We start from the raw sequence: 24,411 nt of genomic DNA on the forward strand, positions 1-24,411 counted from the left end.
CACGTGCCCGCCTCACGGCGCGGCCGGCTTGCCCCGCCGGGTCTCGTACACGCGCTCGGCGGCCGCGACGATGACGCAGTAGTTGCCGATGGCCCGGTTGGCGCGGTGGTTGCGGGGCAGGTCCCTGGCGTGGAGCGCGCGCATCGCCTCGCCGCCCAGCGCCCGCAGCACGGCGTCGTCGGCGGACGCCGCGGTGACCGCCCCGGTGGACAGCCGGGACAGCCAGACGGTGTTCAGCTCGGTCAGGCCCACCCCGTAGGAGAGGTTGCTGCTGTACGCGCAGGCGGTCGGCCGGGTGATGCTGCCCGGCCGGATCGCCGCCGCGTAGCGGTCCAGCTCGGCGACCTGAGCGTCGTCGAACCTGGTGAAGGAGTCGGTGCTCGCGACGAACGTCCCGGTGCCGGTCCACACGAGCGCGGCGACCGACAGCAGCGCGGGCAGCAGCGCCGCGGCGACCAGCGCCGGCGGCCGCCGGAATGGCTCGTCGGTGCGGGTGCGCCGGTGCACCGCCAGCGCTCCCGCGGCGGCACACAGCGCGGCCAGCGCCGTCGCCACCGACGCGAGCGCGAGGATCGCCCCGCCCAGCCCGGTGGTCTGCGGCACCGGCATCCGGGACAGGCACTGCGACAGGGTGTCCGTCGGGCAGCCCAGCACGGCCAGGTGGGCGAGCTGCTCGACGACGAGCAACGGGGCGGCGGTCAGCGCGGCCGCCCCCGCCAGCACGGCAGCCTCGCCGACCCGTCTGCGGCCACCCCGCCACAGGCCCAGCACGAGCCCGCAGGCCGCGGTGGCCGCGGCGGACCCGGCACCCAGGACGAGGAACGCGGTCCACCACTGCCCGTCCCGGAGCAGGCCCGTGAGGTAGGGGTGCAGTGGCAGCAGCACGGCCGGGAAACCGGCCACGATGAGCGCGACCCCGGTCAGCCAGGCACGCCAGGTGCCGCGGGTGGTGCGCAGCAGCCCGGCGAGCGGGTAGAGGCAGCCCCACGCGACGCAGGCGGCCAGCACCGGGTTCAGCACCGCGGCGCCCACCCCGATGCCCAGCGTCTGCCAGGTCGGATAGGACGACGACAGCATCGCCAGCGCCATGAACCAGGTGGACGCCCAGAGGCCGAACACGGCCGCCGACGCGGTCACCCCGAACGCGGCCGAGCGTCCCGGGCGTGGCGTGCCACGCAACCGGGTGTACGCGCTGAGCACGGCCCAGCGCAGGTAGACCTGGCACAGCACGAGCAGGGCCAGCGCCGTCACCGCGCCGAACAGCGGCTCCGCGCCGGCGATCATCGCCCAGCTGCCCACGTCCGGCATGGCCGGCACGGCGACCTGCCCGGTCAGCACGCCGGCCGTCAGCGCGAGCGCGGCCCGCCACGTCGCCGGCGCGCGGTCGGCCTGCTCGGCCAGCGCGTGCTGGACCGCCCGCCAGGCCGACCCGGCCAGCGCCGCGGCCGCGCACGCGCCCAGCACCAGTCCCACCACCCAGTCCCGCACGAAGGTCGCGCCGGGCATGACGTTGCTGAGCAGAAAGGACAGCAGCGGGTAGGCGTACCCGAGCAGCAGGCCCGCGCCGAGCGCCTCCCCGGCGCCGACCCGGAACAGCACCGGCTCGCCGCGCAGCGCCGCCACCCGGTCCGGGCCGTCGGGGTGGTTGGACAGCAGCCGCCACCAGCGCCGGGGCCGGTCGGCGAGGGCCGCTTCGAGGCTGTCGGGGTCGCCGGTGGCGGCCGCGGCACGCGCGTCGGCGTAGTACTCGCGGGCGCGCAGCACCGCGGTCCGGGCCAGCCACAGCACCAGCACGAACAGCCCGACTCGCCACCACACCTCGGTGATCATCTTCGGTTCCACGGCCGCGTAGAGCAGCGCCGGCAGCGCCGCCGCGAGCAGGAACGCCCACCACAGGGCCAGAGTGAGGTAGGTGATGTCGATGTCGCGGTTGCGCACGTGCGCGAGCTCGTGGAACAGCACCCCGCGCAGCGCGCGCGGGTCGCGTGCGCCCCGGGCCAGCAGCCCGGCGTCCAGCAGCAGCCGGTACCGGCCCAGCCGCCCGTAGGCGCGCGCGCCGGTCGTCGGGCGCAGCGTGGCCACGTCGACGCGCACCGGCTGCCCGGCCTCGGCGAGCACCTCCCGGACCCGGTCGGCCGGGGCACCGCCCAGCGCGGCGAGCGGGACCGCCGGTCCGCGGCGGCGCACCAGCCACGGGGCCGCCAGGTATGCCGCCACCGCGACGGCCAGCAGCAGCGCCACCATCAGCGCGATCCGTCCCACGGCGGACAGGTACGCCGTGTCGATGCAGTCGCCGAAGCGTTCGGTCAGCACCGTCTCGTCCACGGCCAGCACGCTGCGGCGGGCGTCGTTGACGCAACCGACCCGGTCCACCGCGAGCGGGCCGTGGAACCGTCCGCCGGCCATCCCGGCGGGCCACAGGTAGACCAGCACCGAGCCGACGACGGTGCTCAACATCAGCAGCGCGAACCTGGCCCCGGTGGCGCTGGGCAGCGCGAACGGATCCGGCCGCATCACGCCGGCCGGGTCAGTCGCGCCGCGATCAGGTTGGCCACCCGCTGGGCCCGTTCCGGATCCACCTTCGACTCGACGGCGAGCTGATACGCCAGCCGGCCGATCTCGGCCGCGTCCACGCTGGACAGCTGGGGCAGCGGCGTGTCGGCGCCCTGCGCGGCGACCCGGACCGCCAGCTGCCGTCGCAGCTTGCGCCGCTGCCACCAGCCGGTGGTCCGGCTCGTGATCCCGGCGGCCAGGACCTCGCAGGTCACCCCGTTGAGAATGGTCAGGATCAGGGCACTGAGCAGGGCGGCGCCGGTCGCGGCGTCGAACCCGACCGGGTCGTCGCCGGTGCTGCCCGCCAGCACGGACCGCACCGCGCGGTCCCGCCCGGTCGCGCTGCCGAAGAATCCCGCCGACACGACGCCGAGCAGGTCGACCTCTTCCGGCGCGATCTCGTCGAGGATCGAGCGGGCGGCGTCGTGGATGGTGGATGTCATGGGACCCTTTCGGCGCGGGTGACGGCGGCACGGACCGCGGTCGCGGTGACAGCGGTGTCGAGCTGGTAGAACGCGTTGTGGGCGAGCAGGAGCAGCAGCCCGCCCCGGCGCACCAGGATCTGGTCGGACAGGAACGGCGGGTAGCCGTCGGCGGTGGTGGTGAACCTGGTCGCGACGGTCTCGTCGCCGAGGCCGGTGATCGATCCGGCGGTGATCCGGATCGTCAGCAGCGTGCCGTTCATGTCCCGCAGCGTGTACGACGGGCACTGCTCGGCGAAGCGGCGCGCCGCCAGCATCAGCGCAGTGGCGTCGGCGACGCTGAGCCGGGTCAGGGTGGTGTGCACGAACGGTCCGGTCTCGGTGCGCCGGAACTGGGTGACCGCGTCGGGTTCCGGCGGGTCGAAGTCGCCGGCGCAGCCGGTCGCCCCGCTGGTCGGCTGTTCGAAGTAGTCGAAGTGGACGAACCCGGCGGGCAGGTCCGCCGCGGTGAGCAGGGCGGCCTGCAGCGCCCCGGCGGGCGGGGAGGCGACCGCCGTCGACGGCGTGGGCAGTGGCACCAGGTCGGGGATCTCCTGCGGCATGCATCCGGACAGCAGCACGCAGCAGAGCAGTGACACGCGGAGACGAGGCCACTTCACCCCGTAGTTATAGATCGACGCCGGCCGGTCCGGCACCCCCCGAACCGGTCGTCGTGAGTGTTCACCCGGAGCAGCGATGGCGGCCGTGTCGCAGCGGTCAGTACCGGGCCTGCTCGCGATAGGGCTTGACCGAGGCGGGCACCGGGGTGGCCTCGGTGTCCAAGTAACGCACGGTGAACGCGCCCGTGTAGCCGAACACCGGCCCGAACCACGGGTTGACCACCTGCACGTCGATCCGGAAGACGTCTGCCGCGTCGTCATACCGCTCGTGGACCTCGGCGACCGCGGTGGCGGCCGCGGGCAGGGCCGTGTCGACGCCTGGTCCGCGGAAGCGCATCTGCCCGCTGCGCAGGTGCAGCCCGCCCTGCTCGTCGACGCGCAGGTGCAGGTCGGCGGCGATGTGCTGGTGGGTGCCGAGGTAGTCGACGATGACCTCGCGGTGCGGGTCCCAGACCATCGTGGCATCGAAGCGGCGGCGTCGCCGGGGCAGTTCGAAGGTGCGCACGAAGGTGAGCGTCTCGCGGCCGTACGAGTCGGGGTAGGCGTAGTTCTCGATGGTGAAGGGCACGTTGCGGCCCTGCTCCGGGAACATGATGTTGCGCATCGTGCCCAGCGCGAGGAACGGCCGGGTGTACGCCGGTCCGCGCCAGATGCGGTCCATGACGCCGTGCCCGACGCAGCCGCGCCCGTCGGTGCTGGTGAAGCCGAAGCGCTCACGCAGGCGCGGGTGCAGGCGGTCGAAGTCGGCGCCGAGTGCGGTGTGGAACAGGGAGTTCACAGTGCCTCCAGCAGGGTTGGGGCGCGACCGGCGGTCCGGTCCGGTGCAATGCGCAGGCAGCGGCGGGCCGACGGCGCGCCCCAGCGGGGGAGCAGCCGCAGCGGCGAGCGCCGGGGTGGGACGCCGTCCTCCAGCCAGATGCGCAGGCGGTCGAACGACCAGGCGGTCGCCCAGCCCATCAGCGGCCGCATGAGCAGGTCGAGCAGCGGCCAGCGCGGCGTGTAGTCGTACCCGGTCAGGAAGCGCACCCCGGTGGGGGTGGGCACGTAGCGCCAGTAGCCGGAGCCGGTCATCAGCGGGGAGTGGAAGCGCAGTGCGGAGGTGCGGGTGCCGTCCGGGCGCGTGTGCTCGCCGGCGGTCACCCCCTCGCCCGCGACGGTGAGGCCGGGGGCGAGCCGGGTCGCGTAGCGGAAGCGCTGCGGGTCGGTGCCGGGGAGGTAGGCGATGGTGGTGAACCGGGCGTCCCAGCGCTGGTGCAGGGCCGGGTCCTGGGTGAACTGCCACACCGTGTCGAGGTCGGCCCGGATGTGCACCTCGATGTAGAGCCCGCGTCCCATCGGTCCACCCCCCTCTCTTGAGCGGTCGCTCAAACAGACTGTACGACTGTTTGAGCGACCGCTCAAGAGGAGATTTCGGGCGGGCTCAGCGCAGCGAAGCCGCGTACGCGGCCGGGGACACCCCGATCGCGGCCGTGACCTCGCGGACCAGGTGCGCCTGGTCGCTGTAGCCCAGCTCCGCGGCGACCGCCGCCCAGTCCACCTCGCCCTCGGCCTGCTCGATCGCCCCGTGCACCCGGTAACGCAGGATCACTTGCTTCGGTCCGATGCCGACGTACTGCGTGAACAGCCGTTGCAGCGAGCGCGCCGACATGGCGGCCTCCCGCGCCAGGTCGTCCACGCGGCGCAGCCCGCCGTCCTGCCGCACGCGGTCCACCAGCCGCATCGCGAGCCGCACGGACTCGTCCGGGTCCGGGCGCAGGCCCAGCAGCAGCTCGTCGAGCACCGCGGCCGCCGCCGGGTCACCCGCCGCGGCGGCGAGCCGGCCACCGGGGTCGGCGACCGGCAGCACCTGTGCCAGCGGCACCCGCCGACCGGTCAGTTCCGCCGGGGAGCGGCCCGAGAACGCCCGGAACGCGCCCGGCCGGAACTGCACGCCGCGCACCCAGCCGCGGTCCGCCAGCTTGATCGAGAACAGCTCCCGGGCTATGCCGGACACCTCCGAGGTCACCGGGTCGTCCCGGGTCGGCCGAAGCACGACGAGGTTCACCGCCGGGTGCCCGACGACGTGCTGCGCGTACGGCTGGTCCAGGTCCCAGTCGATGAACCAGTAGTGCTCGACCAGCCCGGCCAGCTCCGCGGCCGGTGCCAGCCGCCGGAACCGGACCTGCCGCATCAGCTCGGCAGGGTCGACGATGCCCCGGGTGTCCCGGCGTGGCTGTCGCATTTGTTCAAGACCTTCCGAAGCGCTGCTGGTTAGCGTGGGCGGATGACCACGATCTCGAAACTACTGCGAGAGTCCGCCGACGTCGCCCTACCGGTGCTCCAGGGCATCACCGACGAGCAGCTCACCGCCGCCACCCCGTGTGCCGAGTTCCGGGTCGGCGATCTGGTCAACCACCTGTTCCAGGTCGTCGTCAACTTCCAGGGTCTGGCCCGCCGGGAGGCGGCCGACTTCTCCGGCACGCCCGACGTGCTCGGCACGGATTGGCGTGCCCGCTTCGTCACGGAGACGGACGCGCTGGTGCAGGCCTGGACACCGGAGTCGGTCCTGGAGGGCGTCTCGCCCGGCATGGGACTGCCGCAGCCGACCGTCGGCAGCATGGCGCTGCTCGACCTCACGCTGCACGCGTGGGACCTGGCCGTGGCGACGGACCGGCCGTACACCCCGGATCCGGCCGCGGTCGAGGAACTGCTGGTGATGGTCGACGAGATGGGGCCGAAGGCTCGGGAGTGGAAGGTGTTCGGCGAGCCCGTGCCGACGGCTCCCGACGCGGACCCCTTCACGCGCCTGCTCGGCAGGACCGGCCGCGACCCCGCTTGGCATCGGCCGCAGGCCGGATGACGTCGGACGGCCGCATCCGGGCGGGTCACCACCCGGATGCGGCCGTACGGGTTCAGCAGGTGGCGGTCAGGCCCGCCCAGTTGGCGCGGTCGTTGTAGCCGCCGTCGCCGCCGTCGCCGACCACCAGGTCGAGCACCCGTACCCCGGTCAGGTCGACCGCGACCTGGCGGGTGTCGTCACGGGTCAGCAGGCCGCTGTCGAACAGCGTCCGGCCGTCGCCGATCACCTGGAACGTCGACGTGGCGCCCTCGGGGCCGACGTTGCGCACCGCGTCGTCCAGGCCGATGGTCGCGGTCAGGCCGGTGCACCTGGCGCCGACGTAGTAGCGGATCGTCGACGGCGAGGCCACGCCGATCCCGGTCGGGTACACCGTGCCGAGCATGCTGATCGGCGACCAGCCGCCGACGCTCAGGTCGACGGTCGGGCTCATCCAGCCGCTGGTGGCGCTGATCCAGGTGTGGTGCGACAGGACGACCGAGCCGGCCGGCGGCGCGGGCGCCACCACGACCGCGGTGGCGGTCACCTGCTGCTTGCGGCCGTGCCCGAGCACGTCGTACGAGGTGGTGGCGGTCAGCGTGCCGCCCCCTGGCGCGGCGGTGCCGGGCAGGGTCACCGTGAAGGCGAACGTGGCGGTGCGGCCCGGTGCCAGCAGCAGCGGGGCCTGGCCGAGTTCGCGCACCGTCCAGCCGGTGGGACCGGCGAGCTTCGCCTTGGGCAGCAGCGCGGGCAGCAGTCCGTCGTTGCGGACGAGCACCTCGACCCGGGCCTGGTCGCCACCGGCTAGCACCGGCGCGGCCCCGGCCGGCAGTGCCACGGCGTTGACCTGGGTGACCTGCGGGATGCCGGCGGTCACGTGCGGCACGCCGGGCAGGCCGCGGGCCGGGGCGACCCGGAGCAGCGCCGCGCCGTGCGCGGGCACCGCCGCGCTGAGCGTTCCTGCGCTCTCGGTGTCCTGGCCGGTCCACGCGTTGCGGACGGTGAACCGCGAGCCGGTCAGGCCGGTGGCGGCGGCCTGCGCGGTCAGCGTCTGCGCGCTGTCGCCGCGGTTGAGCAGCACCACCGCCCGGTCGCCGTCGGCCAGGCGCTTGACCCAGGTCTCCGTGGTGCCCGCCGGTCCGATGCGGACGGCCTGCACGGCGGCCCGGTCCTGGTTGATCGCCAGCACGTCGCGGTTGGTCAGGATGTCGACCGAGGCCTGGTTGAGTTTGCGGATGTCGCTGCCGACGACCAGCGGCGCGGCGGCCGCCGCCCACAGCGTCATCTGCGTGCGGAACTCCTCGTCGGACATGCCGAGTCCGGGCGCCAGGTAGTCGGGGTCGTTGTAGTGGCCGGGACCGGTCGCCTCCGGGTGCCGGGCGTTGGCGTCGTAGTTGCGCAGCACGTCCTTGAACTTGATGTCACCGACGAAGCCCACGTCGGTGTACGTGCGCCAGGACTGGGCGATGCCCGGCGCGTAGCTCCAGGAGTAGGTCGACTGCTGCTCCTCGGGGTAGTTGCCCCAGTCCGGCGAGGTCACCGGGTTGCACAGGTTGAAGATGATCGGCCGCCCGCTGGCGTTGTTGCGCAGCGCCGCGGCGAACTCGGTGTAGACCGTCTTCGGGTCCAGGTTCGCGGCGATGCCGCAGAGGAAGTCCACCTTCACCGCGTCGAACTTCCAGGCCGCGAACTGGTCGGCGTCGCGCTGGTAGTAGCCGCCGCCGCTGCCGAGCCCGCACTTGCCCGGGATGTACGGTCCCGCGTCGGTGTAGATGCCGGCCCGCAGGCCCTTGGCGTGGATGTAGTCGACGAGCGGCTGCAGCCCGTCGGGGAATCGGGTCCGGTCGGCCTGGAGGTCGCCCGCGGCGGTGCGCGGTTCGGGGTCCTGCCAGCCGCCGTCGAGCCACACGATGTCGTAGCCGGCCCGGGCCAGACCGCGGTCGACCAGCGCGTCGGCGACCTCGCGCACCGACTGTTCGGAGAAGTCGCCGCCGAGCCCGAAGTAGGTGTTCCAGCCCTGGTAGGGGGTGGGGCTGAGGATCTCCTGGCGGGGCCTGGCGGGCGCGGGGGTGGTGGCGGCGGCCGGTGGCGGCGCGATCAGCAGGCCGGTGGCCAGGCAGAGCAAGCCGGTGAGCACACGTCGTTTCACATCGGATTCCTTGCTGCGAAAGGGGTTTCCACGATCTTGTGGTCTGTTACGCGCGTGTGTCAAGAATAATTCATAATTTATGTACGAAGCCGTGGCGCGAGCGCCATCCCGTGAAGAACCGATGAAGGACCGATGCGAGCGCGATGAAGGGCGCGACCACTCCGATGCCCCCGTTCTGACCAGCGACTAAGGTCGGTAACTCGCAGAACGGGAGGCCGCAGTGAGCGCGCGGGTGCTGATCGCCGAGGACGACCCCAAGCAGGCCCACCTGCTCCGCGTCTACCTCGAACGGGAGGGCCACAGCGTCCAGGTCGTCGGCGACGGCCTCGCCGCCCTGGAACGCTGCCGCGCGTACCGGCCCGACCTGGTCGTGCTGGACGTCATGATGCCGACCCTCGGCGGCCTCGACGTGTGCCGGATCCTGCGGGCCGAGTCCGACGTGGCGATCCTGCTGCTCACCGCGCGCAGCACCGAGGACGACATCCTCGTCGGCCTCGACCTCGGCGCCGATGACTACGTCACCAAGCCGTTCAGCCCCCGGCAGCTCGCCGCCCGGGTGCGGGCGCTGCTGCGCCGGACCCGCCCCGGCACCGCCAAGGAGGAGATCCTGCGCGTCGGTGACCTGGAGATCGACGAAGGACGGTTCGAGGTGCGGGTCGGCGGGCGGCTCGTCGCGCTCACCGCCAAGGAGTTCGGCATCCTCGCGGCGCTGGCCGCAGCCCCCGGCCGGGTGTTCTCCCGCGCGCAGATCATCGACCGGGCATTCGGCTTCGACAACCACGTCGAGGAGCGCACCGTCGACGCGCACGTGATGAACCTGCGCCGCAAGATCGAGGACGACCCGGCCGAGGCCCGCTACGTGCAGACCGTCTACGGCCGCGGCTACCGGCTGGCCGAGCAGCCGGCATGAGCGAGCGCAGCGAGCGAATCGGCGGGCTCAATGGTGCCGCCGACGAGCGCAGCGAGGAGAAGGCATGAGCTTCCGACTGCGGGTCGTCGCGCTGGTCATGTTCATCGCCGTGACGGCCACCGCGGCGACCGCCTGGCTCACCCTCCAGCAGGCGTCGCGCGAGTTCGACCGTACGGTCAGCGCGAGCGCCGAACAGCAGGCGCTGATCACCGCCGAGCTGGGCGACTTCGCCCGCACCCGCGGCGGCTGGGACGGCGTCGCCGACCGGGTGCGCGAACTGTCCCTGCAGACCGGGCAGCGCATCCAGGTGACCACCGTCTCCGGCGCGGTCGTGGCCGATTCCGACACGCTCGCGGGGGCCGTGGCACGTGGCGTCACCGGGCCGCCGCTGCTCGTCGATCCGCGCCCGACCTGGCAGCCGCTGCCCGAGAACGGCATGCCGCTCGGCGCGAAGACCGTGCTGCTGGCGTCGTTCGAATACCGGGTCGGTCTGCGCCTGGCGTCCTGCCTGACCGGGGCGGGCATCGGCGTGCGGCTGGCCGAGGTGCGGCTGGGCATCCCGCTGCCGCAACCCGTCGCTTACAGCGCGCAGTCGAAGGCGTGCGAGGTCGCGGCGCGAGCACAGGTCCCGATGGAGATCGACCGGGCGTTCGAGGCCGATTTGCAGGCCTGCCAGAACCAGGCCGCACGACTGATCCCGTGCCTGCAGGACGCGTTCTCGCGGGCCGTCGGCGCGTACGCGCCCGCGCAGATGCGGGTGCACGTCGGCGCGGCCGAGCAGCCGCGGCCCCGCCTGCCGGTGAAGTCCATCGTGCTGACCGCCGCCGTCGTCGCGGTCACCGCGGTCGGCGCGTCCTGGCTGCTCAGCCGCCGGGTGCTGCGTCCCATCGGCGCGCTGACCGCAGCCTCCGCCCAGGTCGGCGACGGCAGGCTCACCGAACGCGTGCCGGTCCGCGGCCACGACGAGCTCGCCGGGCTGGCCCGCTCGTTCAACCGCATGGCCGACTCCCTGCAACGCAGCGAGGAACTGCAACGCCGCATGATCTCCGACGTGGCGCACGAACTGCGCACACCCCTCGCGAACCTGCGCGGCTACCTGGAGGCGCTCAAGGACGGCGTGCTCCCGCCGAGCCCGGAGCTGTTCGAGTCGCTGCACGACGAGGCCGTGCTCCAGCAGCGCATCGTCGACGACCTGCAGGACCTCGCGCTGGCCGAGGCGGGCGCGCTGACCTACCAGAAGACCCGGCTCGACCTGGGCGAGCTCGTCGCCACCTGCAAGACGGCGCATGCCGCGCTCGCCCACGCGTCCGGCGTGACCCTGACGATCGAGAGCACCGGCCCGCGCTGGGTACACGCGGACCCCGACCGGCTCCGCCAGGTGATCGGCAACCTCGTCCGCAACGCGCTCGCCGCCACCGCGGCCGGCGGCACGATCACCCTCGCCGTCGCCGCGCACGGGGACCGTCACGTCGTGCGCGTCGCCGACACCGGCAGCGGCATCGCCGAGGCGGATCTGCCGTTCCTGTTCGACCGGCTGTGGCGGGCAGACCGCGCCCGCGGCAGGGCGGAACAGGGCACCACCGGCTCCGGCCTCGGCCTGTCCATCGCGCGGCAGATCATCGCCGACCACGGTGGGACCGTGGACGTCGTCAGCGTGCTGGGCGTCGGCACGACCTTCACCATCGGGCTGCCCGCCGCCTGACCCGGTCAGAGGCCCATCGGTATGGGCCGCCGGGGCGGACCATCTGCCAGCAGCGCCGCCAGTGCGGCGGGCAGGGCCCGGGGCGCGAACACGTCGGTGCCCCGGTACCGCGCGAGTTCCTGCTGCGTCCACCAGCGGAAACCGGTGATGTGCTCCCCGGCGAGCTCGTCGTCGGTCCACGCGCCACGCGGTGCGAACGACGTCGTGCGTACCAGAAAAATGTCGTTGAGGACGCCGTCATAGCCGTCGAAGTGGCCGGCGCGCACCACTTCCTGATGCCACACGTGCGGCGGATCGGCGGTCAGGGCCAGCCCGATCTCCTCGGCGAGCTCGCGCCGTAGCGCGGCCAGCAGGGTCTCGCCGGGCTCGACGCCGCCGCCCGGGGTACCCCAGACCACGAGCTGGCCTTCCGGCTTGTCGAAGGCGAAGCGGCACAGCAGCACGCGGTCCTGCTCGTCCAGCACGAGGGCACGCACACCGGCCCGAAGCCGGGGGGAGGCGGGCGACAGCATGGCCACGAACCTACCGCTGACCACGCGTGCGCGCGGTCCGCCGGGACCACGGACAGCGGACGCACTGAATTTTCACAAGTTCTTGATCGCCCGCTGCCTACCGTCCCCCGGTGCCGAACGTTACGCAGGCCGCCCTCACCGGGGCCACTCCCGATGCAGCGGTCCACCAGGACCGGCCGACGGGCCCCGTCGAGCCGAAGCGTCGCCGACCCCGCGGCTGGATCGCGCTGCTGTGCCTGGCGGTCGGAGCCGTGCTGGTCGGGCTTGCGCTGCTCCGGGGGGCCGTCGACGCCGTCGCCGGGGCGCATCAGGTGCCGGGTGGCGGGACGACGCCGTCACCGTCGCCGTCGTCTGCTCCAGCGTCGCCGAGTCCGTCGGCGTCGCCGCCACCGGTCTACCAGCTGCCCGGAGACTTCCCGGCTTCCGGGCCCGGCACGTGGAAGTACGCGACCAGCACGGGCGGTGTCCTCGGCAGTTCGGGCGGGCTGCGGCGGTTCCGCGTCGCGGCCGAGACGAACATCGCCGGGGCCGAACTAGCCGAGTTCACCCGGCTGGTCGACCTGACCCTCGGTGACCCGCGCAGTTGGATCGGCGGGCAGCGCCGCCTGCAGCGGGTGCCCGCGGGCTCGGCGTACGACTTCACGATCTACCTGGCCACCGGCGAGACCGCCCGCAAGCTGTGCGCCGCGGGCGGGATGGATACCAGGCTCGACGGCGTCTCGTACACGTCGTGCCGCCTGCCGGGACGCGTCGTGATCAACTTCAACCGGTGGCAACTGTCCGTGCCCGACTACGTCAAGGGCCACGTCGAGCTGGCGGTGTACCGCATGTATGTCATCAATCACGAGGTCGGCCACGAACTCGGCCGCAACCACGAGCGGTGCCCCGGCCGGGGTCGACCCGCTCCGGTGATGCAGCAGCAGACGTACGGCCTGCAGGGCTGCCGCGCCAATCCGTGGCCCTACCTTGACGGCAAGCGCTACGCAGGTCCGCTGATGTGAAGCCGAACGATGGAGCCACCGCTAGATCTCGGCCGCTGATGCGTGCAGACTGGTAAAATTGTCCCGATATTAGCGGTTCTTCGACCTGGCCGTCACCGCTGGGTGCTCGGCTCCCGGGCAGAGGCTGTGAAACGCCGATGATGAAGACCTCCTGGGCGAAGGATGGGTTCTCAGCGCGTCGGGCGGAACTTCACCGCCGGGTTACGCGCCCCGTCGGCTTCGCCGGACTCGCGGCCTGTGCCGCATTCCTGATCGCCGGCTGCTCGGTGGCAGCCACCGTCCCGAGGCCGGCCGCCGGCGCGGCGGCAGGCGGCTCCGTGTCTGGGCGCCACGCCTTGCCCATCGACCAGGCCGCACTCCAGGCCGCGGTGGAGACGGCCGTCGAACAGATGATGGTGCCCGGGGCGTTCGTCCTGGTGCGTACGCCGCAGGGGACCTATCGCGCGGTCGTCGGCACCACCGAGCTGGGCGCGCAGATACCGCCGGCCGGCGATACGCACTTCCGGATCGCCTCGAACACCAAGACCATGACGGCGGCGCTGATCGTGCTGCTCGCCCAGGACGGCAAACTGAAGTTCAGCGACCCGGTGTCGAGGTACGTGCCGGGCGTACCCAATGGCGCGAACATCACCCTCGCCGACCTGCTGAAGATGCGCAGCGGGCTCTACGGCTACACGGGCGCACCGGAGATGGCCGCGGCCATGGACGCCGACCTGGCGAAGGTCTGGACACCGCAGGAGGTGCTGGACATCGCGTTCAAGCGGCCGCCGAACTTCGCGCCGAACACGGACTACGAATACAGCAACACCAACTACGCCCTGCTGGGCCTGGTCGCCGAGAAGGTGGGCGGGCGGCCGCTCGCCGAGCAGTTCACCGACCGGCTGTACGGCCCACAGGGCCTGCGGCAGACGTCCCTGCCCGCCGCCACCGACGACACGCTTCCGCAACCCTTCTCGCACGGCTACATGTACGGCGGGACCGCGTACGCCCTGGTCGACGATCCGTATCCGGCCGACATGCAGGCCGCCATCCGCGCCGGGACGCTCAAGCCCATCGACTACACCAACCAGAACCCGTCCTACGCGACCGCGGCCGGCGGGGCGATCTCGACGGCCGACGACCTGGCCACGTGGATCGACTCCCTGGTCTCGGGCAAGGTCCTGAACGCCGACTTCCGGCAGCAGTGGCTGCGCGGCCTGCAGGCCGAGGACCCGGCCACACCCAACGGCCAGCAGTACGGGTACGGCATCTCCTACCAGCGGTTCGCGCCGAACGCCTCGATGTACTACCACGGCGGCGAGCTGCCGGGCTTCAACTCGTTCATGGGCCACGACCTCGACAACGACGTGACGCTGGTCATCTGGACCAACTCGACCCTGTCGCCCGAGGGCAAGACCACCGCGCAGGCCCTGCTGCCGATGGTCCTCGACGAGATCTACGGCCTGAACCTGGTGCCCGCGCCGACTCCCACCAGCTGACGCCGGTCGGCGAGCAACAACCGACGTCAGGAGTCTTGCCGCGAGTGCCGGCCGCCACCGTCGGGCGCCGGCGGAAGCGATTCGGGCTCGACGTAACCGAATGCCCGCTCGGCGAGCATCTGCCCGAACACGCCGTTAAGGCCGCCGCAGTCGCGGCACTGGAAGTTCTCGTCGAGCCGCGGACCGCCGCAATGGTCGCAATATCCCTGGTCGCGGGGATCGTGGTAGTCCTGCAGCGCCAGCCTGAGCGCCTGGGCGACGGGCTCGCTCAGCATGAGGCGGGACTCGCGACCGTCGACCCGCACCGTCAGCTCCGTGCCCGCGGGCGCGTGCGGATCGAGCGCGTGAATCCGCGCCACGAACCCGTTGATCTCGCCCAGGATGTCCTTCGGCTGCTCAGTCGCCATGGCATCGACCGTACGACATCTACGTACATGAGTCGGTGGTGCGTCAGCCCTGCTGGGGGAGTGGGCCGGTGGATTCGCGGACGACGAGGCGGCAGGGCTGGCGGATGACGCCGGAGGACGGGGTGCCGTCGAGGGCGGCGAACAGGTGCATGACCGCGGTCGCGCCGAGCTGTTCCAGGTTGAGGTCGACCGTGGTCAGCGGGGGCCGGCAGTCGGCGGCCATCTCCTCCCAGTTGTCGTAGCCGATGATGGCGACGTCGTCGGGGATCCGGCAGCCGTGCTCCTGCAACGCCTGCGCGGCCCCGGCCGCGATCTGGTCGTTGCCGCAGAAGATCGCGTCGATCTCCGGGTGCGCGGTGATCAGCATGCGGGCGGCGTGGCGTCCCCAGCGCTGGGACCATTCGCCGTACAGCGGCTCGCCGCCTACCAGTTCCAATCCGGACTCGGCCAGCACGGCCTGCAGGCCGGTGACGCGGTCGCGGGCGGCACGGTAGCTCTGCGGGCCGGTGATGTGGGCGATGTTGCGCCGGCGCAGGCTGATCAGGTGTTCCATGGCCAGCCGGCCGCCGCCCTCGTCGTCGGCGAGCACGCTCAGGTCGGCGGGGTCGGTGGACTGGCCGTACACGTACACGACCGGGACCGGGATGTCGCGGCTGAGCGAGGGGCGCAGGTCGTTGCTGTCGCCGAGGATGATGAACCCGTCGACCTGCCGCGCGAGCAGGGTGCGGATGTAGTGCTGGCGGCGGATCGCGTCGCCGCGGGCGTCGCACAGCAGCACCGACATCTGCTCGTTGCCGAGAGCGTTTTCGGCGCCGAGCAGGATGGGGATCGAGAAGCGGCCGCCGAGTTCGTCGGTGAGCAGGCCGATGGTGCGGGTGCGCCCGGAGATGAGCCCGCGGGCCAGCACGTTGGGCTGGAAGCTGAGCTGGTTGGCCGCCTGCAGCACGCGCAGCCGGGTGTCGGGCGCGACCTCGCCGCGCGCATTGAGTGCCTTGGAGGCGGTCGCCACGGACACCCCCGCCAGCCGTGCCACGTCGGTGAGTGTCACCGACGTCGATCGCCGCCTGCCCACGGAAAGCCTTTCGCTCGTTTTTCGACAACGTGTCGGAGCTTAACCACGCGAGCGTTGCTGTGTATAGAGGGTGGCACGTTATCGAGATGTAACACGACGAGCATCTTGCCGAAAAGGTTTTCGGGATTCATGGTTGCTCCAACGCGGAAGTGACCGCGGTCACGAGAGTTGTTGGAGGCGGAGATGACGGTGGCGGCGCGAACCGCCGACCTCACCGGAGGTCGGCCCGTGGTGCCGTCGCGAGGAGTCCTGCGACCGCTGGGCCTGAGCGAGGTTCGGATCACGGGGGGCTTCTGGGCGCAGCGGCAGGCGACCAACGGGCGGGCGACGCTCGACCACGGTCGCGAATGGATGGACAAGCTCGGCTGGACCGGCAACTTCACCGCTGAAGTGGGCCACGGCAGCGCCGAGCGGCGCGGTCGTGAGTTCTCCGACTCCGAGGTGTACAAGCTGGTCGAGGCGATGTCGTGGGAGACCGGCCGGCAGGCCGACCCGGCCCGCGACGCCGAGATCACCGAGCTGACCGCGATGATCGCGAGCGCACAGGCCGACGACGGCTACCTGCACACCGCGTTCGGCCGGTCCGGCCAGCGCGCCCGCTACGGCGACCTGGCCTGGGGGCACGAGCTCTACTGCGCCGGGCACCTGCTGCAGGCGTCGGTGGCACGGGCCCGCACCAGCGGCGACGACACGCTGCTCAACGTGGCCCGGCGGGTCGCCGACCACGTCTGCGAGGAGTTCGGGCCGACCGGCCGCGACGCGGTCTGCGGGCACCCGGAGATCGAGCCGGGGCTGGTCGAGCTGTTCCGGGCGACGGGGGAGCAGCGCTACCTGGACCAGGCGTCGCTGTTCGTGTCCCGGCGCGGCCGGCGCACCCTGCCGCGGCACGAGTTCGGCTGGGCCTACTTCAGCGACGACATCCCGGTGCGCGAGGCGAAGGTGCTGCGCGGTCACGCCGTGCGGGCGCTCTACCTCGCCGCGGGCGTGGTGGACCTGGCCGTGGAGACGGGTGACGACGAGCTGCTGGAGACGGTCGCGGCGCAGTTCGACCGCACCCTGGCCCGGCGCACCTACCTGACCGGCGGCATGGGTTCGCGGCACCTCGACGAGGCGTTCAGCGACGACTTCGTGCTGCCGGCCGACCGGGCGTACTCGGAGACCTGTGCGGGCATCGCGGCGATCATGGTGGCGTGGCGGCTGATGCTGGCCACCGGCCAGGAGCGCTACGCCGACGTCATCGAGCGCATCCTGTACAACGTCGTGGCCACCGCGATCGGCGACGACGGCCGGTCCTTCTTCTACGCCCACACGCTGCACCAGCGCTCGCTGACGGCGGTGCTGCCCGGTGACGTGGAGCAGCTCGGCTTCGGCGGCGGACCCCGCGCGCCGTGGTTCGAGGTCTCCTGCTGCCTGGCCAACACGGCCCGGATCCTGGCCAGCCTGTCCACGTACGTGGCCTCGGCCGACGACGACGGGTTGCGCGTGCACCAGTACGCCGACGCCGACATCGACACGACCCTGGCCGACGGGCGGCGGGTCGGGCTGCGGATGCGCACCGGCTACCCCGACGAGGGCACGGTCGGCATCGAGGTGACCGCGGCCGAGCCCGGCCCGTGGACGCTCGCGCTGCGGCTGCCCTCGTGGGCGGCGGGCGCGACCGTCACCGTCAACGGGGAACCGCAGCCGGTGTCGGGAGACCGGGCGGTGCTGCGGCGGGATTTCGCCGTCGGCGACCGGATCGTGCTCGCGCTGCCGATGCGGCCCCGGTTCACCCGCCCCGACCCGCGCATCGACGCGGTCAGAGGCTGCGTGGCGGTGGAGCAGGGGCCGCTCGTGCTGTGCGCGGAGTCGGTCGGCGGCGCGCTCGACCTGGACAGCCTGCGGGTCGACGCGGGCATCGACCCGGCCGCCGAGGGCGGCGTGACGGTCCGCGGGCTGACCGAGGAGCTGCCCGAACGGCAGTGGCCCTATGCCGACGCGGGACCCGTCGGTCAGCGCACCACCCGGGACGTGCCACTGGTCCCGTACCACCGCTGGGCGCGCAGCGGACCCTCCACGATGCGGGTCTGGCTGCCCACCACATGATCCACCACCCACGCACCAAGCACATCCGCTCCACCGCTCATCTACATACCGATGGAAGGAGAGATTGTGAGATCTAGAGGACTTCGGGCGCTCGCCGTCACCGCGGCGGCCCTGCTGGTGACCGCTGTCGCCGCGTGCGGCGGGGACGACCCGGAGGCCCCCGGCGCCTCGGGCACCGCGGGCGTCGACGACGGCGCGCAGCTGACGCTGTGGACCCGTGCGGCCACCGAGTCGGTGTCCAAGGCGTACGCCGAGGCGTACAACGCCAAGCACAAGAACAAGGTGACCGTCACCTCCTACCCGAACGAGGAGTACCCGGCGAAGCTGGCCTCCGCGGCCGGCGCGAAGGCGCTGCCCGACCTGTTCGGCGCGGACGTGGTGTTCGCGGCGCAGTACGCCTCGCAGGGTCTGTGGACCGACCTGACCGACCGCCTTTCGGCCAGCGGCCTGAAGGACAAGGTGTCGCCCGGGCACCTCAACGCCGGCACCTGGGAGGGCAAGAACTACGCCGTCCCGCACACCGTCGACATGTCGGTGATGCTCTACAACAAGGATCTCTACACCAAGGCCGGCCTGGACCCGGAGAAGGGCCCGAAGTCGCTGAAGGAGTTCGCCGAGCACGCCCGCAAGATCGACAAGCTGGGCGGCGACGTGAACGGCACCTACTTCGGCGGCAACTGCGGCGGCTGCGTCGAGTTCACCTTCTGGCCCTCGGTCTGGGGCGCGGGCGGCGACGTGCTCGACGCCAAGGGCGAGAACGCCAAGGTCGACTCCAAGGAGATGTCCGACGTCTTCGCGCTCTACCGGGCGCTGTACGACGAGGGCGTGGCGGCTCCGGCGTCCAAGGACGAAGCCGGTCCGACCTGGCTCGGCGCGCTGCAGAGTGGCAAGATCGGCATCGCCCCCGGGCCGTCGGTGTGGCTGGGCCTCATCGAGGAGAAGGGCGTGAAGATGGGCGTCGCGCCGATCAGCGGGCCCGACGGCGGCGACTCCACCTTCATCGGCGGTGACGCGATCGGCGTCGGCGCCACCAGCACCAAGACCGCCCAGGCCTGGGACTTCCTGCTCTGGACGATGTCCGAGGAGGCCCAGGTCGAGGTCATCGCCAAGGGCAAGGGCGTGCCGATCCGCACCGACCTGGCGTCGAACAAGTACTCCTCGGCCGACCCGCGCATCGTGCTCATCAACAGCCTGGTCGCCAAGGGCAAGACGCCGTACGCGAAGAACTTCAACGCCTCCTTCAACGACCCGCAGAGCCCCTGGCTGCAGACGGTCCGCGGAGCACTGTTCGGTGACGCCGCCAAGTCCCTGACCGACGGCAACACCGCGATCACCAAGTCACTCCAGCAAGGCTGACCCGACCCGGCCCGGCCGCCGCCCTACCCCGGCGGCCGGGCCACCTCGACCGACCGACCCGGAGACGCGATGTCCACGCTCACCCCGCCCCGCAGCGGCAAGGCGCGCCCGCTGCCCGCCCCGGAGGCGCCCCGGCCGCCCCGGCGGTTCCGGCGCAGCGCCGCCCGCAGCCGCGCCGCGCTCGGGGCCCTGTACGCGACGCCCACCGCGGTCATGGTCGGCCTGTTCTTCCTGGTGCCGCTGGTGCTGGTCGGCTGGATGTCGCTGCACAAGTGGCCGCTGCTGGGCGCGCCGACGATGAACATGCCGGACAACTACACCCGCATCGCCGACAACGAGCTGGTCGCCTCCGCGGTCTGGTTCACCGTCAAGTACACGGTGCTGATGACGGTGGGGCTGTTCGTCGTCGCGTTCGGGCTGGCCCTGCTGGTTCAGCAGCGCCGGCGCGGGGTCGGCTTCCTGCGTACGGCATTCCTGCTGCCCATGGCCGTCGGCTTCGCCAGCGCCTCGCTGCTGTTCCTGGGGCTGCTGTCCGACGAGATCGGCCCGGTCAGCGACCTGCTCCGCTCGATCGGCCTGATCGACGGCTACGTCTCCTGGACCAGCGGCAGCTCGGAGTCCGCGCTGGGCTCGGCGATGGTGCTGGTGCTGTGGCGCTTCGCCGGGTTCAACATGCTGATCCTGCTCACCGGCCTGCAGGCGATCCCGCTGGAGGTGTACGAGGCGGCCCGTATCGACGGCGCGAGCCGCTGGCAGACCTTCCGCCGGGTCACCATCCCGCTCATGCGGCCCACCATCGCGCTGGTGCTCACCATGATGATCACCGGTTCGCTGCTGGCCTTCGACCAGTTCTGGATCCTCACCCGCGGCGGCCCGGACAACAGCACCACGTCGCTGGTGATGGTGATCTACCGGGAGGCGTTCATCCGCCTCGACCTCGGCTCCGCCGCCGCCATCTCGGTCGCGCTGCTGGCCGTGCTCGTCGTCTTCAACGTCATCCAGCTCGGCGTGCTCCGCCGGCGCTCCTAGGAGAGGCAACCATGACCAGGTCTTCCCTTGCCGGACGGTGGGGCTACTACGTCACCGGCACGGCGCTGGCGATCCTGTTCCTGTCGCCCCTGCTGTGGAGCGGCTGGGCGTCGCTGCGCACCAACAGCGGCTTCGGGCTGGAGAACTACGACCGCCTGTTCACCTCCGACAACGGCATCCGCGTGCACCACGTGGTCAACAGCCTCACCGTCAGCGCGCTGACGGTGGCCGGCACGCTGCTGGTGGCCACGCTCGGCGGGTACGCCTTCGGCCGGTTCCGCTTCCCCGGCCGTGACCTGCTGTTCCTGCTCACCCTGGCGATCCTGATGGTGCCCTACGCGACCATCCTCATCGCCCTGTACGTCCTGCTCGGCTGGATCGGCCTGCAGGACAGCCTGATCGGCCTGAGCCTGGTGCTGATCATGTTCCAGCTGCCGTTCTCCATCTTCATGATGCGCAACTCGTTCGAGGCCGTGCCCCGCGAACTCGAAGAGTCGGCCCAGGTCGACGGCTGCAACAGCGTGTCCACCCTGCTCCGGATCATGCTGCCCGCGGTGAAGCCCGGCCTGGTCACCGTCGGCCTGTTCGCGTTCCTGACCTCGTGGAGCGAGTTCTTCGCCCCGCTGATCCTGCTGAACTCGACCGACCAGTTCACCACCACCCTGGCCGTGGTCAACATGCGCACCGCCAGCCACGGCTCCATCGACTACGCCGCGCTGGAGGCGGGGGTGGTCTTCATGGCCGTGCCCTGCCTCCTGCTGTTCGCCTTCATGCAGCGCAGCTACGTACGGGGGTTCACCTCCGGCGCGCTGAAGGGCTGAACAGCGACGAAGACCCCCGGCCGCGCCCGCACCGCCTACCCGGCGGGCGCGGCCGGGTCAAAGACCTCTCACCGCCGAACACTCACCGCGTCCCACAACCGTCCCCTATGTGGAGGTGAACACCATGCCACTGCTTTCGCGCCACCGGCGCAGAAGCCTGGCACTCGGCCTGTCCGCAGTACTGGCCACCGGTGTGATCGCCGTACAGGCGAACAACCCGGCGATGGCGGCACAGACCATCGGCTTCCCCACGTTCAGCGGCCCGGCGATCCCTGCCCCGCCGGTCGCCTACACCAGCGGCAACATGATGCAGGCCATCTACAACGCGGAGTCGGGCGGCACCGACTTCTGGATGGACCGGCTGCTGGCCCGTCCCGGCAACGACCCGGCCGGCACCTGGCTGATGTCCCGCGGCCGGGCCCTGTACATGAAGACGCACACCCCGGGCACGCTCGGCTTCGCCGGTCAGGCCGCCTACTGGGAGAGCATCAACAACAGCAACGCGTACACCGTCGCGGTCACCCCCGGCACGTTCACCGAGCAGGTGGGCTCCCGCTGGCAGGCGCCCAGCCACTGGAAGAGCGTGCACACCAGCGGCTCGATCACGATCAACCAGACCAAGTTCATCACCGACAACAACGTCGCGGTGACGAACCTGTCGATCACCAACGGCGGCAGCAGCTCGACCACGCTGCAGCTGCGGGCGACCTCGCCGTTCGCCACCTCGGGCAGCGGCAGTGAGCTGACCGGTCAGGTCAACGCCTACAACAACCTCACCACGCTGTATCCGCGCATCACCGGTGACGGCTTCACCGTCTCCAGCGGCGGCCTCAACCGCTCGGTGACCATCGCCGCGGGCGCGACCGTGACCGCCAAGGTGGTCATGGGCTTCGTCACCAACGAGATCCCGGCGTCGCTGACGGAGTACAACGCCTACGCGGGCTACAGCAACGCGACCGCGTTCGCGACCCACGTGCGGGCGTACAACCAGTGGTGGGCGCAGAACCTGCCCTACATCGACGTCGCCGAGCCCGCGATCAAGAAGAACATCTACTACCGCTGGTGGCTGATGCGCTTCAACAACCTCGACGCCGACATCCCGGGACAGAACTTCCAGTTCCCGACGTCGACCGAGGGTGTGCTGGGCTACAACAACGCCATCGTGCTGACCCAGCCGATGCACATCGACGACCTGAAGTACCTGCGCAACCCGATCTACGCGTACGGCAACGTGCTGTCGACCGGGCAGGTCTCCAAGGGCGGCCGCTTCCTGGACAACCCGGGCGACCCGGAGAACTGGTCCAACAGCTACACCCAGTACATCGCCGAGGCGGCGTGGAAGGCCTACCAGATCTACGGCGGCCAGCCGGCGATCGCGGGCAACATCGCCAAGTACGCCGAGGGTGACGTCAAGGGCCAGCTGGCGTTCTACGACACCAACAACAACGGGCTCATCGAGTACGACTGGGGCGCGCTGACCGGCAACGACGCCGACGCGGTGTCGTTCCACTACCGCTCGGGCCGGATGGACCGGGCCGAGTCGGCCTACCAGTACTCGGGCGCCCTGGCCGCGGCGCAGGCGTACGACGCGATCGGCAACACCACCAAGGCCGCCGAGATGCGCACGCTGGCCACGCGGATCCAGAACGCGCTCACCAGCGTGCTGTGGAACTCGAGCCGGCAGCTGTTCGAGCACCGCTACCCGGACGGGACCTTCAACCCGTGGAAAGAGATCAACAACTACTACCCGTTCGCGGTCGGCGCGATCCCGAACACCGCCACCTACCGTGAGGCGCTGCGCCTGTACGACAACCCGGCGCAGTACCCGATCTTCCCGTTCTACACGGCCAACCAGGTGGACAAGGCGGCCGCGGCCGCGCAGGGCCAGCCCGGCTCGAACAACTTCTCCACCATCAACTCGACCGTGCAGTTCCGGCTGTACTCCTCGGTGCTGCGCAACTACCCGAACGCGTGGATGAACGCCCAGGACTACAAGAAGCTGCTGTACTGGAACGCCTGGGCGCAGTACCCCAACGGCAACACCCAGTACCCCGACGCCAACGAGTTCTGGGCCGACTGGAACGGCTCGTCGATCCAGTACCGCTCCTGGATTCACCACAACATCCTCGGCTCCAGCAACTGGACCGTGATCGAGGACGTGGCCGGCCTGCGGCCGCGCAACGACAACAAGGTGGAGCTCTCGCCGATCAACATCGGCTGGACCCACTTCGCGATCAACAACCTGCGCTACCGCAACGCCGACCTGTCGATCGTCTGGGACGACCCGGCCGACGGCGTGGTCCGCTACACGGGCATCCCGCAGGGTTACTCCATCTTCATCAACGGCAACCGCGTCGCCACGGTCAACAGCCTGGTCCCGTTCACCTGGGACCCGGCGACCGGCGCGGTCACCACCAGCGGCACGGTCGCGTTCAACACGGCGGTGTCGGGCCTGCAGGCTCCGAACCAGGTCGTGCAGACCGAGGCACGGCTCACCGACATCATGGCCAAGGCCGGCGTCGACCTGACCGGGAACCTCACCAACCTGGCCACCGGCGCGACCGTGTCGGCGTCCTACAGCGGCTCCGGTGCGGGCACCGGCGGCGCGGTCGACGGCTTCCCGATCAACGAGCCCTTCTGGGGCGCGGGCGGCTCGCCGAACTCGCAGGACTGGTACGAGGTCAACTTCGGCACGGCCAGGACGCTGAACGAGGTGCGGCTCTACTTCAAGGACAGCCGGCCGCAGTCCAGCACCTACCGCGCGCCGTCGTCGTACCAGATTCAGTACCTCAACGGCAGTACCTGGACGAACGTCGCCAGCCAGGTCAAGTCCCCGGCCGCACCACGGGCCAACTACAACCTGGTCACCTTCCCGGCGATCAGTGCCCAGCGGGTACGTGTGCTGGCCACCAACGCCTCCGGCGCGAAGACCGGTCTCACCGAGGTCAAGATCTTCAACCGGGGCGGCGTCCAGCCGCCGGACCCGCCGGTGTCGACCAACCTGGCCCTGTCGGGTTCGCCGGTCTGCTCCTACACGTCGGCGTGGGAGGCCTGCGCGGCGATCAACAACGGTGACGAGCCGACCAGCTCCAACTACGGTGGCACCAACCAGGGCAACCGCTGGGGCACCTGGCCCGAGACGGGCACCCAGTGGGCCGAGGTGCAGTGGTCGGCCGCGCAGTCGGTGAAGCAGGCACAGGTCTACTTCTTCGACGACGAGGGCGGCATAGACATGCCCTCGACGTGGAAACTGCAGTACTGGAACGGCAGCGCGTACGTGGACGTGCCCGGCGCGAGCGCGTACACGCTGACGAAGAACGCGTACAACACGGTGAACTTCACCTCGGTCAGCACCACCAGACTCCGGGTGTCGCTCACCGCGACCGGCACGGCCTCCCTCGGCCTCCTCGAGGTCAAGGCCTTCGCCTGAGAGAAGGAAG

General features: G+C 71.3%; 20 protein-coding genes. 10 read left to right on the forward strand and 10 right to left on the reverse strand.

What is annotated here, in order from left to right:
- Positions 1 to 12: 12 nt before the first annotated feature.
- From F9C41_RS23960 to F9C41_RS23985, 6 genes are all read right to left on the reverse strand, one after another.
- Positions 13 to 2,514, reverse strand: a complete 2,502-nt coding sequence (locus F9C41_RS23960; protein ID WP_230689988.1) for a M48 family metalloprotease — start codon at positions 2,512 to 2,514, stop codon at positions 13 to 15.
- A complete protein-coding gene (locus tag F9C41_RS23965; RefSeq protein WP_155389089.1) occupies positions 2,514 to 2,996 on the reverse strand; it encodes a hypothetical protein in 483 nt (160 codons plus the stop codon). Before F9C41_RS23965 ends, F9C41_RS23960 begins: the two co-directional genes overlap by 1 nt.
- Positions 2,993 to 3,613: a hypothetical protein gene (locus F9C41_RS23970; protein WP_155389090.1), complete on the reverse strand. Its 621-nt coding sequence runs from the start codon at positions 3,611 to 3,613 to the stop codon at positions 2,993 to 2,995. Before F9C41_RS23970 ends, F9C41_RS23965 begins: the two co-directional genes overlap by 4 nt.
- A 118-nt stretch (positions 3,614 to 3,731) precedes the next feature.
- A complete protein-coding gene (locus F9C41_RS23975; RefSeq protein WP_155389091.1) occupies positions 3,732 to 4,412 on the reverse strand; it encodes a DUF4166 domain-containing protein in 681 nt (226 codons plus the stop codon).
- Entirely contained in the window at positions 4,409 to 4,969 is a 561-nt protein-coding gene (locus tag F9C41_RS23980; RefSeq protein ID WP_155389092.1) for an SRPBCC family protein, read from the reverse strand. The genes F9C41_RS23975 and F9C41_RS23980 overlap by 4 nt, the downstream gene beginning before the upstream one ends.
- A gap of 85 nt (positions 4,970 to 5,054) precedes the next feature.
- A complete protein-coding gene (locus tag F9C41_RS23985; protein WP_155389093.1) occupies positions 5,055 to 5,855 on the reverse strand; it encodes a helix-turn-helix domain-containing protein in 801 nt (266 codons plus the stop codon).
- A gap of 42 nt (positions 5,856 to 5,897) precedes the next feature.
- On the opposite strand from F9C41_RS23985, the gene F9C41_RS23990 reads away from it, so the two are divergent.
- A complete protein-coding gene (locus F9C41_RS23990; RefSeq protein WP_155389094.1) occupies positions 5,898 to 6,473 on the forward strand; it encodes a TIGR03086 family metal-binding protein in 576 nt (191 codons plus the stop codon).
- A 52-nt stretch (positions 6,474 to 6,525) separates the two neighbouring features.
- Here the strand turns inward: F9C41_RS23990 and F9C41_RS23995 are convergent, their stop codons facing one another.
- Positions 6,526 to 8,598, reverse strand: coding sequence for an NPCBM/NEW2 domain-containing protein (locus F9C41_RS23995; RefSeq protein WP_155389095.1), 2,073 nt, complete (start codon positions 8,596 to 8,598; stop codon positions 6,526 to 6,528).
- Positions 8,599 to 8,818: 220 nt separating this feature from the next.
- On the opposite strand from F9C41_RS23995, the gene F9C41_RS24000 reads away from it, so the two are divergent.
- Complete coding sequence (locus F9C41_RS24000; RefSeq protein WP_155389096.1) at positions 8,819 to 9,508, forward strand: response regulator transcription factor; 690 nt, start codon at positions 8,819 to 8,821, stop codon at positions 9,506 to 9,508.
- 64 nt (positions 9,509 to 9,572) lie between these two features.
- A complete protein-coding gene (locus F9C41_RS24005) occupies positions 9,573 to 11,210 on the forward strand; it encodes a sensor histidine kinase (protein WP_155389097.1) in 1,638 nt (545 codons plus the stop codon).
- A gap of 5 nt (positions 11,211 to 11,215) precedes the next feature.
- On the opposite strand, the gene F9C41_RS24010 is transcribed toward F9C41_RS24005, so the two are convergent.
- Positions 11,216 to 11,722 (reverse strand): NUDIX domain-containing protein, encoded by a 507-nt coding sequence (locus F9C41_RS24010; protein ID WP_155389098.1) that lies wholly within the window; start codon positions 11,720 to 11,722, stop codon positions 11,216 to 11,218.
- Positions 11,723 to 11,832: 110 nt separating this feature from the next.
- Between F9C41_RS24010 and F9C41_RS24015 the strand changes: the two genes are divergently transcribed.
- The gene (locus tag F9C41_RS24015; protein WP_155389099.1) at positions 11,833 to 12,723 is read left to right on the forward strand and encodes a DUF3152 domain-containing protein; all 891 of its coding nucleotides are present in this window, start codon (positions 11,833 to 11,835) and stop codon (positions 12,721 to 12,723) included.
- Positions 12,724 to 13,040: 317 nt separating this feature from the next.
- The gene (locus F9C41_RS24020; RefSeq protein WP_230689946.1) at positions 13,041 to 14,201 is read left to right on the forward strand and encodes a serine hydrolase domain-containing protein; all 1,161 of its coding nucleotides are present in this window, start codon (positions 13,041 to 13,043) and stop codon (positions 14,199 to 14,201) included.
- Positions 14,202 to 14,227: 26 nt separating this feature from the next.
- Here F9C41_RS24020 and F9C41_RS24025 read toward each other — a convergent pair whose 3' ends face one another.
- The gene (locus F9C41_RS24025) at positions 14,228 to 14,608 is read right to left on the reverse strand and encodes a hypothetical protein (RefSeq protein WP_155389100.1); all 381 of its coding nucleotides are present in this window, start codon (positions 14,606 to 14,608) and stop codon (positions 14,228 to 14,230) included.
- 43 nt (positions 14,609 to 14,651) lie between these two features.
- Complete coding sequence (locus F9C41_RS24030) at positions 14,652 to 15,680, reverse strand: LacI family DNA-binding transcriptional regulator (RefSeq protein WP_120315197.1); 1,029 nt, start codon at positions 15,678 to 15,680, stop codon at positions 14,652 to 14,654.
- A 189-nt stretch (positions 15,681 to 15,869) separates the two neighbouring features.
- Between F9C41_RS24030 and F9C41_RS24035 the strand changes: the two genes are divergently transcribed.
- The 5 genes from F9C41_RS24035 (at position 15,870) to F9C41_RS24055 (ending at position 24,401) form a co-directional block, all read left to right on the forward strand.
- Positions 15,870 to 17,765: a glycoside hydrolase family 127 protein gene (locus tag F9C41_RS24035; protein WP_230689947.1), complete on the forward strand. Its 1,896-nt coding sequence runs from the start codon at positions 15,870 to 15,872 to the stop codon at positions 17,763 to 17,765.
- A 66-nt stretch (positions 17,766 to 17,831) separates the two neighbouring features.
- Positions 17,832 to 19,121, forward strand: coding sequence for an ABC transporter substrate-binding protein (locus F9C41_RS24040; RefSeq protein WP_155389102.1), 1,290 nt, complete (start codon positions 17,832 to 17,834; stop codon positions 19,119 to 19,121).
- Between the two features lie 69 nt (positions 19,122 to 19,190).
- Positions 19,191 to 20,150 (forward strand): carbohydrate ABC transporter permease, encoded by a 960-nt coding sequence (locus F9C41_RS24045; protein WP_155389103.1) that lies wholly within the window; start codon positions 19,191 to 19,193, stop codon positions 20,148 to 20,150.
- A gap of 11 nt (positions 20,151 to 20,161) precedes the next feature.
- A complete protein-coding gene (locus F9C41_RS24050; RefSeq protein WP_155389104.1) occupies positions 20,162 to 20,971 on the forward strand; it encodes a carbohydrate ABC transporter permease in 810 nt (269 codons plus the stop codon).
- A gap of 124 nt (positions 20,972 to 21,095) precedes the next feature.
- A complete protein-coding gene (locus F9C41_RS24055) occupies positions 21,096 to 24,401 on the forward strand; it encodes a discoidin domain-containing protein (protein WP_155389105.1) in 3,306 nt (1,101 codons plus the stop codon).
- Positions 24,402 to 24,411 lie beyond the last annotated feature (10 nt).

It is taken from the genome of Catellatospora paridis (assembly GCF_009720365.1).
GTDB lineage: Bacteria > Actinomycetota > Actinomycetes > Mycobacteriales > Micromonosporaceae > Catellatospora > Catellatospora paridis.

Excerpts from the sequence above, each read along its gene's own strand:
- F9C41_RS23960 (WP_230689988.1), bottom strand. The coding sequence starts at position 2,514 with ATGCGGCCGGATCCGTTCGCGCTGCCCAGCGCCACCGGGGCCAGGTTC.
- F9C41_RS23965 (WP_155389089.1), bottom strand. The coding sequence starts at position 2,996 with ATGACATCCACCATCCACGACGCCGCCCGCTCGATCCTCGACGAGATC.
- F9C41_RS23980 (WP_155389092.1), bottom strand. The coding sequence starts at position 4,969 with ATGGGACGCGGGCTCTACATCGAGGTGCACATCCGGGCCGACCTCGAC.
- F9C41_RS23985 (WP_155389093.1), bottom strand. The coding sequence starts at position 5,855 with ATGCGACAGCCACGCCGGGACACCCGGGGCATCGTCGACCCTGCCGAG.
- F9C41_RS23990 (WP_155389094.1), top strand. The coding sequence starts at position 5,898 with ATGACCACGATCTCGAAACTACTGCGAGAGTCCGCCGACGTCGCCCTA.
- F9C41_RS24005 (WP_155389097.1), top strand. The coding sequence starts at position 9,573 with ATGAGCTTCCGACTGCGGGTCGTCGCGCTGGTCATGTTCATCGCCGTG.
- F9C41_RS24010 (WP_155389098.1), bottom strand. The coding sequence starts at position 11,722 with ATGCTGTCGCCCGCCTCCCCCCGGCTTCGGGCCGGTGTGCGTGCCCTC.
- F9C41_RS24025 (WP_155389100.1), bottom strand. The coding sequence starts at position 14,608 with ATGGCGACTGAGCAGCCGAAGGACATCCTGGGCGAGATCAACGGGTTC.
- F9C41_RS24045 (WP_155389103.1), top strand. The coding sequence starts at position 19,191 with ATGTCCACGCTCACCCCGCCCCGCAGCGGCAAGGCGCGCCCGCTGCCC.
- F9C41_RS24050 (WP_155389104.1), top strand. The coding sequence starts at position 20,162 with ATGACCAGGTCTTCCCTTGCCGGACGGTGGGGCTACTACGTCACCGGC.
- F9C41_RS24055 (WP_155389105.1), top strand. The coding sequence starts at position 21,096 with ATGCCACTGCTTTCGCGCCACCGGCGCAGAAGCCTGGCACTCGGCCTG.